The 16,500-nt window shown below is 77.9% G+C and carries 13 protein-coding genes; 10 read left to right on the top strand and 3 right to left on the bottom strand.

The window, feature by feature from the left end; all coding sequences use genetic code 11:
• The first annotated feature begins 90 nt into the window (after positions 1–90).
• From Q0848_RS03675 to Q0848_RS03665, 3 genes are read left to right on the top strand one after another with little or no spacing between them, the layout of a single operon-like run.
• Positions 91–381 carry a hypothetical protein gene (locus tag Q0848_RS03675; protein WP_299034955.1) on the top strand — a complete coding sequence of 97 codons (291 nt, stop codon included), beginning with the start codon at positions 91–93 and terminating at the stop codon, positions 379–381.
• Positions 356–1,774: a hypothetical protein gene (locus tag Q0848_RS03670; protein WP_299034952.1), complete on the top strand. Its 1,419-nt coding sequence runs from the start codon at positions 356–358 to the stop codon at positions 1,772–1,774. The genes Q0848_RS03675 and Q0848_RS03670 overlap by 26 nt, the downstream gene beginning before the upstream one ends.
• 1 nt (position 1,775) lies before the next feature.
• Positions 1,776–2,954, top strand: coding sequence for a glycosyltransferase family 4 protein (locus Q0848_RS03665; RefSeq protein ID WP_299034949.1), 1,179 nt, complete (start codon positions 1,776–1,778; stop codon positions 2,952–2,954).
• 39 nt (positions 2,955–2,993) lie between these two features.
• Here Q0848_RS03665 and Q0848_RS03660 read toward each other — a convergent pair whose 3' ends face one another.
• Positions 2,994–4,784: a long-chain fatty acid--CoA ligase gene (locus Q0848_RS03660; RefSeq protein WP_299034946.1), complete on the bottom strand. Its 1,791-nt coding sequence runs from the start codon at positions 4,782–4,784 to the stop codon at positions 2,994–2,996.
• Positions 4,785–5,128: 344 nt separating this feature from the next.
• On the opposite strand from Q0848_RS03660, the gene Q0848_RS03655 reads away from it, so the two are divergent.
• The 3 genes from Q0848_RS03655 (at position 5,129) to Q0848_RS03645 (ending at position 8,009) form a co-directional block, all read left to right on the top strand.
• Positions 5,129–6,070 (top strand): ROK family glucokinase, encoded by a 942-nt coding sequence (locus Q0848_RS03655; protein ID WP_299034943.1) that lies wholly within the window; start codon positions 5,129–5,131, stop codon positions 6,068–6,070.
• Between the two features lie 224 nt (positions 6,071–6,294).
• On the top strand, positions 6,295–7,275 hold the full coding sequence (locus Q0848_RS03650; protein ID WP_366146414.1) for an ROK family glucokinase: 981 nt from the start codon (positions 6,295–6,297) through the stop codon (positions 7,273–7,275).
• Positions 7,272–8,009, top strand: coding sequence for an endonuclease/exonuclease/phosphatase family protein (locus Q0848_RS03645; protein ID WP_299034940.1), 738 nt, complete (start codon positions 7,272–7,274; stop codon positions 8,007–8,009). The genes Q0848_RS03650 and Q0848_RS03645 overlap by 4 nt, the downstream gene beginning before the upstream one ends.
• A 58-nt stretch (positions 8,010–8,067) precedes the next feature.
• Here Q0848_RS03645 and Q0848_RS03640 read toward each other — a convergent pair whose 3' ends face one another.
• Complete coding sequence (locus Q0848_RS03640) at positions 8,068–8,781, bottom strand: hypothetical protein (RefSeq protein WP_299034937.1); 714 nt, start codon at positions 8,779–8,781, stop codon at positions 8,068–8,070.
• On the bottom strand, positions 8,778–9,620 hold the full coding sequence (locus Q0848_RS03635; protein WP_299034935.1) for a carboxylesterase: 843 nt from the start codon (positions 9,618–9,620) through the stop codon (positions 8,778–8,780). The genes Q0848_RS03640 and Q0848_RS03635 overlap by 4 nt, the downstream gene beginning before the upstream one ends.
• Before the next feature lie 163 nt (positions 9,621–9,783).
• Here Q0848_RS03635 and Q0848_RS03630 point away from each other — a divergent pair, with 163 nt between their 5' ends.
• From Q0848_RS03630 to Q0848_RS03615, 4 genes are all read left to right on the top strand, one after another.
• Positions 9,784–10,794 carry a 1-acyl-sn-glycerol-3-phosphate acyltransferase gene (locus Q0848_RS03630; RefSeq protein WP_299034932.1) on the top strand — a complete coding sequence of 337 codons (1,011 nt, stop codon included), beginning with the start codon at positions 9,784–9,786 and terminating at the stop codon, positions 10,792–10,794.
• 78 nt (positions 10,795–10,872) lie between these two features.
• Complete coding sequence (gene dapA, locus Q0848_RS03625) at positions 10,873–11,724, top strand: 4-hydroxy-tetrahydrodipicolinate synthase (RefSeq protein ID WP_366146413.1); 852 nt, start codon at positions 10,873–10,875, stop codon at positions 11,722–11,724.
• A complete protein-coding gene (locus Q0848_RS03620; protein WP_299034928.1) occupies positions 11,721–13,406 on the top strand; it encodes a ribonuclease J in 1,686 nt (561 codons plus the stop codon). Before dapA ends, Q0848_RS03620 begins: the two co-directional genes overlap by 4 nt.
• A gap of 126 nt (positions 13,407–13,532) precedes the next feature.
• Positions 13,533–16,493 (top strand): DNA translocase FtsK, encoded by a 2,961-nt coding sequence (locus Q0848_RS03615; protein ID WP_299034925.1) that lies wholly within the window; start codon positions 13,533–13,535, stop codon positions 16,491–16,493.
• Positions 16,494–16,500: the final 7 nt, after the last annotated feature.

The raw sequence follows: 16,500 nt of genomic DNA, 5'->3' as shown, positions 1-16,500 counted from the left end.
CGGCGACGCCGGCGTTGTCGGTGGTCGTCCCTAGCGTCCGCAGCGCCGGTCGGGGAGGTCCTCGACCGTCGCCTGAGGGAGGGAGTCCCCATGATCGTCGACTGCGACGGCTGCGCGGTGCGCGGACCCGCGTGCTCGGACTGCGTCGTCAGCGTGCTGCTCGGGATGCCGTCGGTGCGCGAGGAGCCGGCTCGCGCCCCCGGTGGGGCCCGGCCGGGTGCGGTCCCCGGGGCGGCCGGTGACCTGGACGAGGCCGAGCGCGCTGCGCTCGGCGTCCTGGCTGGGTCGGGGCTGGTGCCACCGCTGCGCCTGGTGCCCGTGGGGCCTCCGGCCGACGGCGCCTACGATGCCCGCCGTGGCGGAGCGACGCGGGCCGGCTGAGGCCCTCGGCCCTCCGGCGGACGCGCCCGGGCGACCCCGGGGGCGGACGCGCCTCGCCGGTCTCGTGCTCGCCGCCGTGCTCGGCGCGAGCGGGTGCCAGGGCGGGGCCGTCCTGGAGGCCTCCGCGACGGCTTCCACGGCGACCGCCCCGACGTCGACCGCGCGGGCGGCGGCCGCGACGACCGCGGAGCGCGAGGACGCCCTGCGGCAGCTCCTGGACGAGCGGGCCTCCGCGGTGCTGGCCGGGGACGTCGAGGGCGTGCTCGCGACGACCGACCCCGCCGCCACCGCCTTCCGCGAGCGGCAGGCGGACACGGCCCGGGGCCTCGCGCGCGTGCCCCTGGGGTCGTGGTCCTACGAGGTGCAGGGCGAGGGCCCCGGGCTCGGGGACGGGCGCCGCGCCGAGCTGGGCCCGGACGCCTGGGTGGCCGACGTGGTGCTGTCCTACCGCGTCGCGGGGGTCGACCCGGTCGACCAGCGGCGCCAGCAGTCGCTCACGGTCGTCCGGCGCGACGGGCGCTGGCTGCTGGCCGGCGACGCCGACGGCCCCGGGCGCCCGGACGTGTGGGACCTCGGGCCGGTCGACGTCGTCGAGGGACGCCGCACGCTGGTCGTCGGGACGGCGGAGCGCGCCGTCCTCGAGCAGCAGGCGGCGCTCGGGGACGCCGCCGCGGAGCGGGTCGACGCCGTGTGGGGCACCGGCTGGCCCCGCCGCACGGTCGTGCTCGTGCCGGCCGACCAGTCCCAGCTGGCGCGGCTGCTCGGCCGGGACGACGAGACGGGACTGGCGCAGGTGGCGGCCCTGACCACGGGCGTCGACCGCTCGTCCGGCGCCCCGGGCGCCGCCGGCGCGGTGGACCGCGTGCTCGTCAACCCCGCGGGGCTGGAGGTGCTCGGCGACCTCGGGCGGGCGGTCGTCCTCACCCACGAGACCACCCACGTCGCCGTGCGCGCGGGGGCTGCCGCGGACCCGCCCCTGTGGCTCTCCGAGGGCTTCGCCGACCTCGTCGCCTACTCCGGCGAGGCCGACCTGCCGCCGCGCGTCGTGGCGCAGGACCTGCTCGCGGACGTCCGCGCCGGTCGCGGCCCCAGCGGCCTGCCGGACGAGACCGCCTTCGACGCCGCGCGAGAGGACATCGCCCCGGCGTACTCCTCCGCCTGGCTCGCGGCGCGCACCGTCGAGCAGCGGTACGGCCGGCCCGCGCTGCTCGAGCTCGTGCGCACGACCAGCGGGCGCACGCCCGTCGAGGGCGGCAGCGACCGGGGAGCCGAGCCCGGCGCGGCCCCGGTGCCCCTGGCGCAGGCCGTGCCGCAGGTCCTGGGCGTCGACCTGGCCGTGCTGGAGCAGCAGTGGCTCGAGGACCTCGCGGTGCTCGCGGGCGAGGCCGGCTGACGTGGGCAGGGTCCTGGTCGTCACCAACGACTTCCCCCCGCGCACCGGGGGCATCGAGTCCTTCGTGCTCGCCGTCGCCTCCCGGCTGCCCGCCGACGAGGTCGTCGTGCACACGGCCCGCCAGGAGGGTGACGCCGAGCACGACGCCCGGCTGTCCTTCCCCGTGGTGCGCGACCCGGCGCGCCTGCTGGTCCCCACGCCCGCGGTGGTGCGACGGGTCGCGGCCACGGCCCGCGCCCACGGCTGCGACCGCGTGTGGTTCGGCGCCGCGGCGCCGCTGGCGCTGATGGCGCCGGCCCTGCGGCGGGCCGGGGCGCGCCGCGTCGTCGCGACGACCCACGGCCACGAGACCTGGTGGTCGAGCCTGCCCCTGGCGCGCTCGGCGCTGCGCGCCATCGGCGAGCGCGTCGACGTCCTCACGGCGCTGGGGCCGTGGTGCGCCGGGCGCATCGCCCGCCCGCTCGGGCCGCGCGGACGGGCCCGGCTCCAGCGCCTCGTGCCGGGCGTCGACGCCTCGGTGTTCCGCCCGGGCGCGGGCGGGGGCGCGGTCCGGCGCGAGCTGGGGCTCGAGGGCCGTCCCGTGGTCGTCTGCGTCTCCCGGCTGGTGGCGCGCAAGGGCCAGGACGTGCTCGTGCGCGCCATGCCGGCGGTGCTCGCCCAGGTGCCGGACGCGGTGCTCCTCGTGGTCGGGGACGGTCCCGCGCGCCGCCGCGTCGAGCGCCTCGTGCGGCGCCTGCGCCTGGAGGGCTCCGTCGTCCTCACCGGGCGCGTGCCGTGGGAGCGGACCGCCGAGCACTACGCCGCCGGTGACGTCTTCGCGATGCCGACCCGCACGCGGCTGCTCGGGCTCGAGCCCGAGGCCCTCGGCATCTGCTACCTCGAGGCCGCCGCCACCGGGCTGCCCGTCGTCGGGGGCGACTCCGGCGGCGCCCCCGACGCGGTCCGGCCCGGCCGGACGGGCGTCGTCGTGGACGGCCGCGACGTCGCGGCCGTGGCCGGCGCCGTGGCGGGGCTGCTGCGCGACCCCGAGCGGGCCCGCGCCTGGGGCGCCGAGGGCCGGCGCTGGGTGACCGGGGCCTGGTCCTGGGACGGGCAGGTGGAGCGACTGCGCGAGCTCCTGGACCCGTCGGTCCCGCTGCCGCCCGGCGCAGACCCGGCGCTGCACCTCCCGGCGCGCTGACGAGGGCGCGGTGACGGGCGCGGTCGCCCCGGCGGTCGGTCAGGAGGAGTAGAGCTGCCCGACCCGGTCGGCGTGGTCGCGCAGGACGACGGCGCGCTTGAGCTTCAGCGACGGCGTGAGGTGCCCGCTCTCCTCGGTGAGGTCGGCGGGCAGCACCACGAAGCGGCGGATCGACTCGGCGCGCGAGACGGCCTCGTTGGCGCTGTCGACGGCGCGCTGCACCTCGGCGAGCACCTCGGGCAGCTCGGCGGCCTCGGACGGGGCCATCTCGGGCAGGTCGTGGTTCTTCAGCCAGATCGGCAGCATGTCCGGGTCCAGCGTCACGAGCGCACCGACGAAGGGGCGCCCGTCCCCGACGACCATGCACTGGCCGACGAGCGGGGAGGCGCGCAGCTTGTCCTCGAGCACGGCGGGGGCGACGTTCTTGCCGGACGCCGTGACGATGATCTCCTTCGAGCGGCCGGTGATCCTCAGGTAGCCGTCGTCGTCCAGGTGGCCGAGGTCGCCGGTGCGGAACCAGCCGTCCTCGAAGGCCGCGCGCGTGGCCGCGTCGTCGCGCCAGTACCCGGCCGTGATGTGCGGGCCGCGCAGCTGGATCTCGCCGTCGTCGGCGACGCGGGCGGCCGTCCCGGGCAGGGGCCGGCCGACCGTGCCGATGCGCAGCTCCGAGGGGACGCCGCAGGCGGTGGGGGCGGTGGACTCGGTCAGGCCGTACCCCTCGAGGATCGTCACGCCCACGCCCCGGAAGAAGTGGCCGAGCCGCTCGCCGAGCGGGGCGCCCCCCGAGACGGCGAACTCGAGCCGACCGCCCATGGCGGCGCGCACGCGCCGGTACACGAGGCGGTCGAAGAGGGCGTGCTGGGCGCGCAGGGCGAGGCCGGGGCCGCCGGAGTCCTGGGCCCGGCTCCAGCGCTCGGCGACCGACGCGGCCCGGCGGAAGAGATCCCCGCGCCCGGCGGCGTCGGCCTTGGCCTCCGCGCCGTTGTAGATCTTCTCGAAGACCCGGGGCACGGACAGGACGAAGGTCGGCTGGAACGACGCCAGGTCCTCGGCGAGGTGCTTCGGGTCCGTGGTGTGGCCCATCGGCGTCCGCGAGACGACCGCGAGGACCTGGATGAAGCGGGCGAGCACGTGCGCCAGGGGCAGGAACAGGAGGGTCGCGCTCTCCTCGCCCGAGACCAGGTCGCGCAGGATGGCGGCGACGTTCTCGGCGAGGACCAGGAAGTTGCCGTGGGTGAGGATGCAGCCCCGGGGGTGACCCGTCGTGCCGGACGTGTAGATGAGGGTGGCCGGCGACTCGCCGGACAGGGCCGCGCGGCGCCGGTCGAGCTCGGCGACCTCCACCCGGCTCCCGAGCTCGCGCAGCTCCTGGAGCCCGCCGCCCTCGATGGCCCAGGTGGGGCCGTCGTCGCCCTCGGCGCGGGCCCGGGACAGCAGCCCGGCGTGCGCCTCCGTCTCCACCACGACGCAGCGAGCGCCGGAGTCCTCCAGGACCCAGGCGACCTGGTCGCGGGAGGAGGACTCGTACACGGGCACCGTCACCGCGCCCGCGGTCCAGATGGCGAAGTCGACGAGCGTCCACTCGTAGCGGGTGCGCGAGAGCAGCGCCACGCGGTCGCCCGGCTCGACGCCCGCCGCGACGAGACCGCGGGCCAGGGCCTCGACGTCCTCGCGGAAGGCGGCGGCCGTGACGTCGCTCCACCCGCCGCTGCCGTCCGGGCGGCGGAAGGACACCGCGTCGGGCTCCTCGCGGGCGTTGTCGACCACCAGCTGCGCCAGGTGCCGGGCGGGGTCGACCTCGACGAGCGGGGGGCGGCTGGACTCGCGCACGGACTGCTCCCTCGAGGCTGGTGGTCCCGGGCGCGGGACCGGCGTCACCGGGCCCCGGCACCGCCCTGGGCCGAGGCCCTGAGCCTAGGGCCAGCGGGCGGTCCTGGGCGCGGCGGCGCGCCTCGTCGCCCGTTCGGGGAGCTGGCCGCGCGCGCTCCCGGGCCGACGGCGCCCGGTCGGCGGATAGCCTCGGGCCATGGCCGTGCGCACCCAGCCCTCCGCGGCCGAGCGCTCCTCGACGGCTGCGGCTGCAGGCCCCTCGACACCGACGAGCGGCGTCCCGCGAGGCTGAGCGACCCCGCGGCCGCGTGCGGTCGCGCCCACCCCTGCCAGACAGGAGAACCATGAGCACGATCGGCGTGGACATCGGCGGCACCAAGATCGCGGCCGGGGTCGTCGACGAGGACGGCACGATCGTGGCGAGGACGCGGCGCTCGACCCCCGCGACGGACCCCGAGGCCATCGAGGACGCGGTGGCGGACGCGGTGGCGGAGCTGCGCGCCGAGCACGACGTGACGGGGGTGGGCGTCGCGGCCGCCGGCTACATCGACGCCTCGCGCTCGACGGTGGTCTTCGCGCCCAACCTGGCCTGGCGGCACGAGCCGCTGCGCGAGGAGGTCGAGAAGCGCGTGGAGCTCCCCGTCGTCGTCGAGAACGACGCCAACGCGGCGGCCTGGGGCGAGTTCGTCCACGGCGGTGGTCGCAGCGCCCGCGACATGCTGCTGCTGACGGTCGGCACCGGCCTCGGCGGCGGGATCGTGCTCGACGGCGAGCTCGTGCGCGGCACCGGGGGGATGGCCGCGGAGGTGGGGCACCTGCGGGTCGTGCCCGACGGCCAGCAGTGCGGCTGCGGCCGCACCGGGTGCTGGGAGCAGTACGGCTCAGGCCAGGCCCTCGTGCGCTGGGCCCGCGCCCTCGCGGGCACCGACCCCGGCCGGGCCGCCCGCCTGCTCGAGCTGGCCGGCGGCGACCCCGACCAGGTGAGCGGCCCGCACGTCACGACAGCGGCCGAGGAGGGGGACGAGGCCTCCGTCGAGCTGGTGGCGACCCTGGGGCGCTGGCTGGGCGAGGGCGCGGCGAGCCTGGCCGCGGTGCTCGACCCCGGGACGATCCTCGTCGGCGGCGGCGTCAGCTCCGCCGGGGACCTCCTCCTCGCGCCGATGCGGCGCGCCTTCGCCGGCGGCCTGACCGCGTCCCAGCACCGGGACCTCGCGCGCATCGAGCGCGCCGAGCTCGGCAACGACGCCGGCATGGTGGGCGTGGCCCACCTCGCGGCGCGCTCGTGAGCGAGGTCGACGGACCGGGCGGGGAGGCTCTCCCCGCGGGTGAGCGCGCGAGGCGGGCGCGAGCCGCCCGGCGGGCCCGCGGCGAGGCCGCCGCGACCCCGGCGGAGCGCCGTCGGGCCGCCCGGTCCCGGGAGCCGCTCTTCGCCCGCGCCGAGGTGGACGAGGTCCGCCGGCTGCGACGCCTGCAGGCCGGGGAGCGCCTGCGCCTGCAGGCGCGACGGGCGATGATCGGCGACGGGCTCGCCATCGGCATCGACATCGGCGGCACCAAGGTCGCCGCGGGGGTGGTCGACGCCCAGGGCCGCGTGGTCGCGCGCGCTCGGCGCGACACCCCCACCCGCAGCCCGCAGGCGGTGGAGGACCTCATCGCCGAGCTCGTCGCGGAGCTGTCCGCCCGCCACGAGATCGTCTCCGTCGGCATCGGGGCCGCCGGCTTCGTCGACGTGACGCGCTCGACCGTCGTCTTCTCCCCGCACCTGGCCTGGCGCGACGAGCCGCTGCGCGAGGCGGTCGAGCTGCGCGTGCGCGAGCGGCTCGGCCGCCGCGTCGGCCGCCGCACGCTCGTGGAGAACGACGCCAACGCCGCGGCGTGGGCGGAGTACCGCTTCGGCGCCGGGCGGGGCGAGCCCCGGCTGGTGTGCATCACCCTCGGCACGGGCATCGGCGGCGCGATGGTCACCGAGGGGCGGCTGCAGCGCGGGCGGCACGGCATCGCCGGCGAGTTCGGCCACATGGTCGTCGTCCCGGGCGGCCACCGCTGCGAGTGCGGCAACCGGGGGTGCTGGGAGCAGTACGCCTCGGGCAACTCCCTCGGCCGCGACGGCCGCGAGCTCGCCCGCGGGCGGTCGCCCTTCGGGCACGCGCTGCTGGCCGGGGCCGGCGGGGACCCCGAGGCCGTGCGGGGGCAGGTCGTGACCGACGCCGCGCGCACGGGGGACCCGGCGGCGGTGGAGATCGTCCAGGACACCGGCCGCTGGCTCGGCACCGGCATCGCCAACCTCGCCGCGGCGCTGGACCCCGGCACCTTCGTCATCGGCGGTGGCGTCTCCGACGCCGGCGACCTGCTGCTCGGCCCGGCGCGCGAGGAGTTCCGCCGCACGCTGACCGGTCGCGGCTACCGGCCGGAGGCGGAGATCGTGCGGGCGCAGCTGGGCCCGGACGCGGGGCTCGTCGGCGCCGCCGACCTGTCGCGGGGCTGGGGATGAGCGCCGCCGTCCGCGGGGGTCCCGGGACCCTGCGGGTGCTGACGTGGAACGTGCACGGCCTGCGCGCCGGCGCCCCGGCGGTCGGCGACGTCCTGCGCGAGGCCCGCTGCGACGTCGCGCTGCTGCAGGAGGCGCCGCGGGGGCTGCGCTCGGTGCCCCGCGCCGCCGCCCTCGCCCGCCGCAGCGGCCTGCTCGTGGCGGCGGCGGGCCGCCCCGCGGCGGGGGCTCTGGTCCTCGTCGCGGCGCGGCTGCACGTCTCCGCCGCGGCCGTGGAGGCGCTGCCCGTGCGCGGGCTGACGACGCCGATCCGCGGGAGCGCGCGCGCCGTCGTCAGCGCGCCCGGGGGCCGCCGGGTCCTCGTCGCGGCGGCGCACCTCGGGCTCGGCGAGGACGAGCGCGCCGACCACGTCGCACGCCTCGCCGCGGCGCCCGGGGACCGGGACGAGCAGGGCGCGCGAGGGGACGGCGGCCCGCCGGACCCCGTCGTGGTGGGGGCCGACCTCAACGAGCACCCGGGGGGAGCCTCCTGGGTCGGCCTCCTGCCCGGGGGCCGCGACGCGTGGGCGGTCGCGGGGTCCGGGGCGGGGGCGACCTTCCCCGCGGACTCCCCGCGCGCCCGCATCGACGGCCTCCTCGTGCGCGGCCTCGACGTCGTCTCCACGCAGGTGCTGGACGTCGGGCGGGCCAGCGACCACCGGGCGCTGCTCGCCGAGCTGGCCGTCCCCGGGCTCTAGGAGGCCTCCGGCCCGCCGTCCGCACCGGGCGGCGGGCTCCGGGTGCCGTCCGGGGGCGTCAGACCACCGCGCCGTCGTCGTCGTCCCGCGAGCGGGGGAGGCGGGCGACGAGGACGCCGAAGCCGGCGACGAAGGCGGCCACGGCCGCGGCCACCACGAGCGTCGGCGCGTCGCGCCAGACCAGGGCGCACACCAGCAGGAGCGCCGGCCCAGCCAGGACCCCCGCCCACGCGAGCCGCGTGACGGTGTCGGCGGGCAGCGGGCGCGAGGGCTCGGGCGGGACGTAGTGGTCGTCGTCCGGGTCAGGATCCGGGTCCCCTGCTCCGCCGCGCCACGAGCTCGGGGCCCGCGCGTCGTCCTCGGCCCACCCGGCGGGGCCGCCCCGCCCGTCGGCCGCGTCGTCGGAGGCGCCCGAGGGCTGGTCGGGTCGCCCCCCGTCGCCGCGGGCGCGCAGGACGCGCCGACCCGAGGGCCCTCCCGTGCCGGGGGCCTCGGGGGCGTCGGGATCCGCGGCGTCCGCACCGGTCGCGTCGTCCGCGTCGGGTCTCCGGGGGGCCCGCGGCTCGCCCGGACCGACGGCTCCGGCTCCCGGCTCGCGCCCTGGGCCGCGGTCGTGCGGGGAGGTGCCGCGGTCGGCGGCGGGCTCGCCCCAGCGGGCGACGATGTCGGCCCACGCCGCATCGACGTCGACCGGGTCCTCACCGCTGCCGACGGGAGGGTCGCCGGGGCGGTCGGGACCGTCGTCCCCGCCGCCCGGCCGCTGCGGGCTCACGCCGGCACCCGGGCGGCGGCGTCGCGCGCCAGGCGGAGCGTCTCCTCGACCACGACGGGCGCGTCGTGGTCGAGCGTGGCGACGTGGAAGCTCCGCTCGAGGCGGACGTCGCGGACGTCGCGGGAGCTCACGCGCTCGCGCACGAGGGCCGCGCTGCTGGGCGGGACCACGTGGTCCTGGGGCGAGCTGGCCACCAGGAGCGGCTGCTCCACCCGGTCGAGCTCGCCCCGGACGCCGGCCATCAGGGCGACGAAGGAGGACAGGGCCCGCAGGGGCACCCGGTCGTAGCCCACCTCGGTGACCCCCTCGGCGGCGATGTCGTCGACGACGCCGGGGATGTCCCGCCGGACCCGCCGCACGAGGGGCAGCGCGGCGAGGCGGGGGTCGCCCAGCAGCACGGCGGGGTTGACGAGGGCCAGGGCGTCGACGGCTGCGCGCTCGTGCACCGCCAGCCTCAGCGCCAGGGCGCCGCCCATCGACAGCCCGCCCACGACGACGACGTCGCAGCGCTCGCGCAGGGAGAGGAGGTCGGCGCGGGCGAGGGAGTACCAGTCGCGCCACGACGAGCGGTCGAGGTCTGCCGGAGAGGTGCCGTGCCCGGGCAGGCGGGGGACGGCGACGTGCAGGCCCGCGGCGGCCAGGGCCCGCCCCCACGGCCGCACGGACGCCGGGCTCCCGGTGAAGCCGTGCAGCAGCAGGGCGCCCACCCGCGCGCCACCCGGGGCGCCGTCGCCCTCCGCAGGTCCGTCCGACCACGCCTCCGCGCCGCGGGCCACGAGGGGCTCGGGGGCGGAGCGCTGCCCTCGGCGGCGTCCGGTCCGTGGGTCGCGCGTGGGCACGCCCCGATGGTCGCACGCAGCGCCGTCCCCCCGCGAGCACGCGCACGGCCGTCCACCGGTCGGCCGCGGTCCGGTGCCGGGCCGCGCGGCGGGGGCGCTGCACCTAGAGTCCTGGGGCGCTGAGGTGGTCCGCCCGGCGCCCCGGACGGTGAGGAGCGGTGCGTTGCTCTACTGGCTGCTCAAGCGGATGGTCCTCGGGCCGCTCCTGCTGACGCTCTACCGCCCGTGGGTGGAGGGCCGCGAGCACGTGCCCGACCACGGGGGTGCGCTGATCGTGAGCAACCACCTGTCGTTCAGCGACTCCATCTTCCTCCCCCTGGTCCTGGACCGACGGGTCACCTTCCTCGCCAAGGACGAGTACTTCACGGGCAGCGGGGTGCGCGGCCGGCTGACCGCCGGCTTCTTCCGCGGCGTCGGGCAGCTCCCCGTGGACCGCTCCGGCGGCGCCGCGGGGCTCGCCTCGCTGCGCACGGGCCTGGGCGTCCTGGGGCGCGGGGACCTGCTGGGCATCTACCCCGAGGGCACGCGCAGCCCGGACGGGCGCCTGCACCGCGGCCGGACGGGCGCCGCCCGCCTCGCGCTGGAGAGCGGCGTCCCGGTGGTGCCGGTGGCGATGATCGGCACGGACGCCGTCCAGCCCGTCGGGAAGCTCCTGCCCGCGGTCCGTCGCGTCGGCATCCGCTTCGGCCCGCCGGTGGACGTCGCGCGGTACGCCGGCCGGGGCGACGACCGCTTCGTGCTGCGGGCGGCGACCGACGACATCATGCGCGCGCTGATGGCCCTCTCCGGGCAGGAGTACGTCGACGTCTACGCCACCGTCACCAAGGAGGCCCTCGCCCGCCAGCGCGAGGCGGCCGAGCACGGCGTCGCCCTCGACCTGCCGACGGGGGCGCCCGCCCCGGGCGGTCTCGCGCCCGGCGAGGCCGGTCCCGAGCGGCCTCGGCTGGACGACGAGCCCCCGGCGCCGGACGCACCCGTGGCGTCGGACGCCGAGACGTCCCCGGCGGACGACGGCCCGGCGGACGCCGGCCCGGCGGACGGCAGCGGCCCGGGCGCCGGGGGCGGGGCCGGCGGCCCCGCCGGTGCGCCTCCGGTCGCCCCGGAGGGCGGGGTGCGCCGGCGCCTGCGGCGCGCGGCGCCGCCGGTGCGCGGGGCGGGCCCTCGCGATCGGTAGCGTGCCCCCGTGCCCGTGACCACCCAGCCCGACGCCCCGAGGGCTCCCTCGCGACCCTTCGGCGCCGTGCTGGCCGCCATGGTCACGCCCTTCGACGCCGACGGCGCCCTCGACCCCGACGGGGCGGCGAGCACCGCGGTCGCCCTCGTGGACGCCGGCTGCGACGGCCTGGTCGTCAACGGCACGACCGGTGAGTCGCCGACGACGAGCCCCGAGGAGAAGGCGCGCGTCCTGCGCGCCGTCCTCGAGGCCGTCGGCGACCGGGCGCACGTGCTCACCGGCGCCGGCTCCAACGACACCGCCGGCAGCGTCGAGGCGGCCCGCGCCGCCGAGGCCGCCGGCGCCCACGGGCTCCTCGTCGTGACCCCGTACTACTCCAAGCCCCCGCAGGAGGGCGTGCTCGCGCACTTCCGCGCCGTCGCCGACGCCTGCGGCCTGCCGGTGATGGTCTACGACATCCCCGGGCGCACGGCCACGCCGCTGGCCGTCCCGACGCTGCAGGCGCTCGCCGAGCACCCGCGCGTCGTCGCGGTCAAGGACTCCAAGAACGACCTGTTCGCCGCCTCCCAGGTCATGGCGAGCACCGACCTCGCCTGGTACTCCGGCGAGGACGCCCTCAACCTCGCGCACCTCGCGCAGGGCGCCGCCGGCGTCGTGAGCGTGGTCGCCCACGCCGCGGCGGGCGCCTACCGGCAGATGGTCGACGCCGTCGACGCCGGGGACCTCACGACCGCGCGGGCGCTGCACGCCCGGCTCCTGCCGGTCGTGGACGTGATCATGAACCGCACCCAGGGCGCCGCCTCGGCCTCGGCCGTCGTGCAGCTGCTCGGTGCCACCACCCACCGCACCGTGCGCCTGCCGCTGCTCGCCCTCACGGGCGACCAGGTCGAGCAGCTGCGCGGGGCCCTGACGGAAGCAGGACTCCTGTGACCCACCCCCACCCCGAGCTCTCCCCGCCGCCCCCGCTCGCCGACGGCGCGCTGCGCCTGACCCCGCTGGGCGGGCTCGGCGAGGTCGGCCGGAACATGACCGTGCTCGAGACGCGCGGCAAGCTGCTCGTCGTCGACTGCGGCGTCCTCTTCCCCGAGGACCACCAGCCCGGCGTCGACCTGATCCTCCCGGACTTCTCCTCCATCGCCGACCGCCTGGACGACATCATCGCCGTCGTCCTCACGCACGGGCACGAGGACCACATCGGCGCGGTGCCCTACCTGCTGCGCCTGCGCCCCGACATCCCGCTCATCGGCTCCACGCTGACGCTCGCGCTCATCGAGGCGAAGCTCAAGGAGCACCGGATCCGGCCGTACACGCTCACGGTGCGCGAGGGGCAGACCGAGGCCCTGGGGCCCTTCTCCGCCGAGTTCGTGGCCGTCAACCACTCGATCCCCGACGCGCTCGCGGTCATGGTGCGCACCGACGCGGGGTCGGTGCTGCTCACCGGCGACTTCAAGATGGACCAGCTCCCGCTGGACGGGCGCATCACGGACCTGCGGGCCTTCGCCCGCCTGGGCGAGGAGGGCGTCGACCTCTTCTGCGTGGACTCCACCAACGCCGAGGTGCCCGGCTTCACGATGTCCGAGCGGGAGATCGAGCCCTCGCTGGACCGGGTGTTCCGCACGGCCGAGCGCCGGATCATCGTGGCGTCGTTCGCCTCCCACGTGCACCGGGTGCAGATGGTGCTCGACGCCGCGGCGCGCGTGGGCCGCCGGGTGGCCTTCGTCGGGCGCTCCATGGTCCGCAACATGGGCATCGCGGCCGAGCTCGGCTACCTCACGGTGCCGGACGGCGTCCTGGCGGACGTCAAGGAGATCGACAACCTGCCGGACGCCAAGGTCGTCCTCATGTGCACCGGCAGCCAGGGCGAGCCCATGGCCGCCCTGTCCCGGATGGCCAACAACGACCACCAGGTCCGCGTCGGGCGCGGGGACACCGTGGTGCTGGCGTCCTCGCTCATCCCCGGCAACGAGAACGCCGTCTACCGGGTCATCAACGGGCTCACCCACCTGGGCGCCAAGGTCGTGCACTCCGGCAACGCCCGCGTCCACGTCTCGGGCCACGCCAGCGCCGGCGAGCTCCTGTACTGCTACAACATCGTCCGGCCGAAGAACGTGATGCCGGTCCACGGCGAGCACCGCCACCTGCACGCCAACGCCGACCTGGCGGTGCTCACGGGCGTCCCGCGCGAGCGCGTCGTCATCGCCGAGGACGGCGTGACGGTGGACCTCCAGGACGGCGTCGCCCGCGTCTCCGGCGCCGTGCCGTGCGGGTACGTCTACGTCGACGGCTCCTCGGTGGGCGCCATCACCGACGCCGACCTCAAGGACCGCCGCGTCCTCGGGGACGAGGGCTTCATCTCCGTCTTCGTCGCCGTCGACTCCTCCTCCGGAGCCGTGGTCGCCGGGCCGGAGATCCACGCCCGCGGCGTCGCGGAGGAGTCCGCCGTCTTCGAGCAGGTGCGCACCCAGGTGGTCCAGGCCCTCGAGCAGGCCGTGGCCGGGGGCACCACCGACGTCCACCAGCTGCAGCAGGTGGTCCGTCGCGTCGTCGGCCGCTTCGCCTCCGGCCGGCTCCGCCGGCGCCCCATGATCGTCCCGGTGGTCGTCAGCGCCTGACCGCCGGTGCGCTCCGGTCACCCGCGGTGACCGGAGCGCCCGGACGGCGCCGCGGGGGCCGCCGGAGGCGGCGCCGCGCCGCCCGGGCTGGGGCCCTGGGGTGCCGCGCCGGGCTACGGTGCCGCCATGGCGACGCGCAGCACGACCTCGGCGCGCCGCTCGGGCTCTGCGCGCTCCAGCGCCGGCGGCACCCGAGACGGCTCCTCCCGGTCCGGGAGCCCGGCGAAGGGGGGCCGCGCGGCGGGGTCGTCCCCGGCGCCGCGCTCGGGAGCCTCGATCGCCGGACGCGCGGCGCGCGGGGCCTGGACGGGCACCGCCTCCGTGGTCGGCGGCGCCGTCCGCCGCGTGGGGGACGGCGCGCGCGACCTGGACCCGGCCCACCGCCGCGACGGCCTGGCCTTCTTCCTCCTCGGCCTGGGCATCCTGGTCGCGGCCCGTGAGTGGTGGGGCATCACGGGCACGCTGGGCGACGGGGTGCACGCCGTCGTGGCGGGCCTGCTCGGCCTGGTGGGCCTGCTCGTGCCGGTCCTGCTGCTGGTCACCGCGGTGCGGCTCATGCGCCACCCCGACAGCCCGGCCGCGAAGGGGCGCTCCTGGATCGGCGTCGCGGCGCTGCTGCTGGCCGCCTGCGGCCTCGTGCACCTGGCCGCCGTCGGCGCCGACGCGCCCGCCACGACCGAGCTCCTCCGCGCCGGGGGAGGGGTCGTCGGGTACGCCGCCGCCGTGCCGCTGGCGGCCGGGGCCTCGTCGGTGGTGGCCGTCCCCCTGCTCGTCCTGCTCGGCCTCTTCGGCGTGCTCGTCCTGACCTCCACCCCCGTGCACGCCGTGCCGGACCGCCTGCGCGCGCTGGGGGACCTCCTGCCGGGCCGTCGCTCCGACGACGACGAGCGCGACGACGACCGCGGGTCCGCCGGCGGCACCGCGGAGGAGTCCGTGCCCCGCCCCCGGCGGGCGCGGGGCGAGGCCCCCGCCGACGCCGCGGACGACGCACCGGCCGAGGCCGAGGGCGCGGGCGGCGCCAGCCGCGCCCGCCGGGCGGCCGAGCGGCTGCGCGCCCGCCGCAGCGGCTCCGCCGAGGAGCCCTCGGGCGAGGAGGCCGAGCCCGCGGGCTGGTCCCGCGGCTCCGGCGCCGAGCCCTACGACGCCGCGGTCGACGTCGAGACGGCGCCCGCGGGGCGCCGCCGCCGTGGTGGGGCGGGGTCGTCGCCGGCTCCCGCCCCGACCGCGGACGGGGCCGAGGCCGCTGCTCCGGCGAGCCCGTCCGCCGACGCCGCGCCCCCCGCACCGGCCGTCCCCTCCGGAGGGGCGCGGAGGCAGGCGGCCGCCGCGGAGCCCCCGGCGGAGGAGATGGAGGCGCCGCCGCTGAGCCAGCTGCCGCAGCGCGTCGAGCAGCTCCTGCTGGGCGGCGACGTCACCTACAGCCTGCCGCCGTCCGACGTGCTGACGCCGGGCTCGCCGCACAAGGCGCGCAGCGCCGCCAACGACCGCGTCGTCGAGGCGCTGACGACCGTCTTCGACAGCTTCGACATCAACGCCGCCGTCACCGGCTTCAGCCGCGGCCCGACGGTGACCCGGTACGAGGTCGAGCTCGGCACCGGCACCAAGGTCGAGCGCGTCACGGCGCTGAGCAAGAACATCGCCTACGCGGTGGCCAGCGCCGACGTCCGGATCCTGTCCCCGATCCCCGGCAAGTCCGCGATCGGCATCGAGATCCCCAACGCCGACCGCGAGACCGTCTCGCTGGGCGACGTGCTGCGCAGCCAGGCGGCGCGCAACCAGGCCCACCCCCTGGTCATGGGCGTCGGCAAGGACGTCGAGGGCGGCTACGTCGTCGCGAACCTCGCCAAGACGCCGCACCTGCTCGTCGCGGGAGCCACGGGCGCCGGCAAGTCGGGCTTCGTCAACGCGATGATCACCTCGATCCTCATGCGGGCCACGCCCGACGAGGTCCGGCTCGTCCTCGTCGACCCCAAGCGGGTCGAGCTGACGATCTACGAGGGGATCCCGCACCTCATCACGCCGATCATCACCAACCCCAAGAAGGCCGCCGAGGCCCTCGAGTGGGTGGTGCGCGAGATGGACGCGCGCTACGACGACCTGGCCACCTACGGCTTCAAGCACGTCGACGACTTCAACGCCGCCGTCCGCGCCGGCCGGGTGACCCCGGTGCCCGGCAGCGAGCGCGTGCTCCAGCCCTACCCGTACCTGCTGGTCGTCGTCGACGAGCTCGCGGACCTGATGATGGTGGCGCCGCGCGACGTCGAGGCCTCGATCCAGCGGATCACCCAGCTCGCGCGCGCCGCCGGCATCCACCTCGTGCTGGCGACGCAGCGCCCGAGCGTGGACGTCGTCACCGGCATCATCAAGGCCAACGTGCCCTCGCGGCTCGCCTTCGCCACCAGCTCGCTGGCCGACTCCCGCGTCGTGCTCGACCAGCCGGGCGCGGAGAAGCTCATCGGCCAGGGCGACGCGCTCTTCCTGCCCATGGGCAGCTCCAAGACCATGCGCGTGCAGGGGGCGTGGGTCACCGAGGCCGAGATCGGCGCCGTCGTCCGGCACGTCAAGGAGCAGCTGGCGCCGGACTACCGGGAGGACGTCGTCGTCGCGGCCCCGGCGGCCCAGGTCGACGAGGAGATCGGCGACGACCTGGAGCTGCTGCTGCAGGCCACCGAGCTCGTCGTCACGACCCAGTTCGGCTCGACGTCGATGCTCCAGCGCAAGCTGCGGGTGGGCTTCGCCAAGGCCGGTCGGCTCATGGACCTGCTGGAGTCGCGCGGCGTCGTGGGCCCCAGCGAGGGGTCCAAGGCGCGCGACGTGCTCGTGCGGCCCGACGACCTCCCCGGGACGCTCGCGGGCCTGCGCGGCGAGCCGCCGCCCGGCGGCGACGACGCCTACGACCAGGCCGTCGCGGTGGAGCCGACCGCGCCGCAGCAGACGGGCGGCTCGCGCCCTGCGCGCGGCGGCTACGGGGCCCCTGCGGAGGACGACTGGGACGCCGGCCTCCCCCCGGCGCCGCAGCGGTACGACGACGGCGCGGACGGGGACGACGAGGAGGACAGCGACGCGTGGCAGCTGACGGGACGGTGAGCGGGGC

The sequence above is a fragment of the uncultured Pseudokineococcus sp. genome, assembly GCF_947495735.1.
Classification (GTDB): Bacteria; Actinomycetota; Actinomycetes; order Actinomycetales; family Quadrisphaeraceae; genus Pseudokineococcus.
This window is presented reverse-complemented; position numbering and strand designations above follow the sequence as displayed.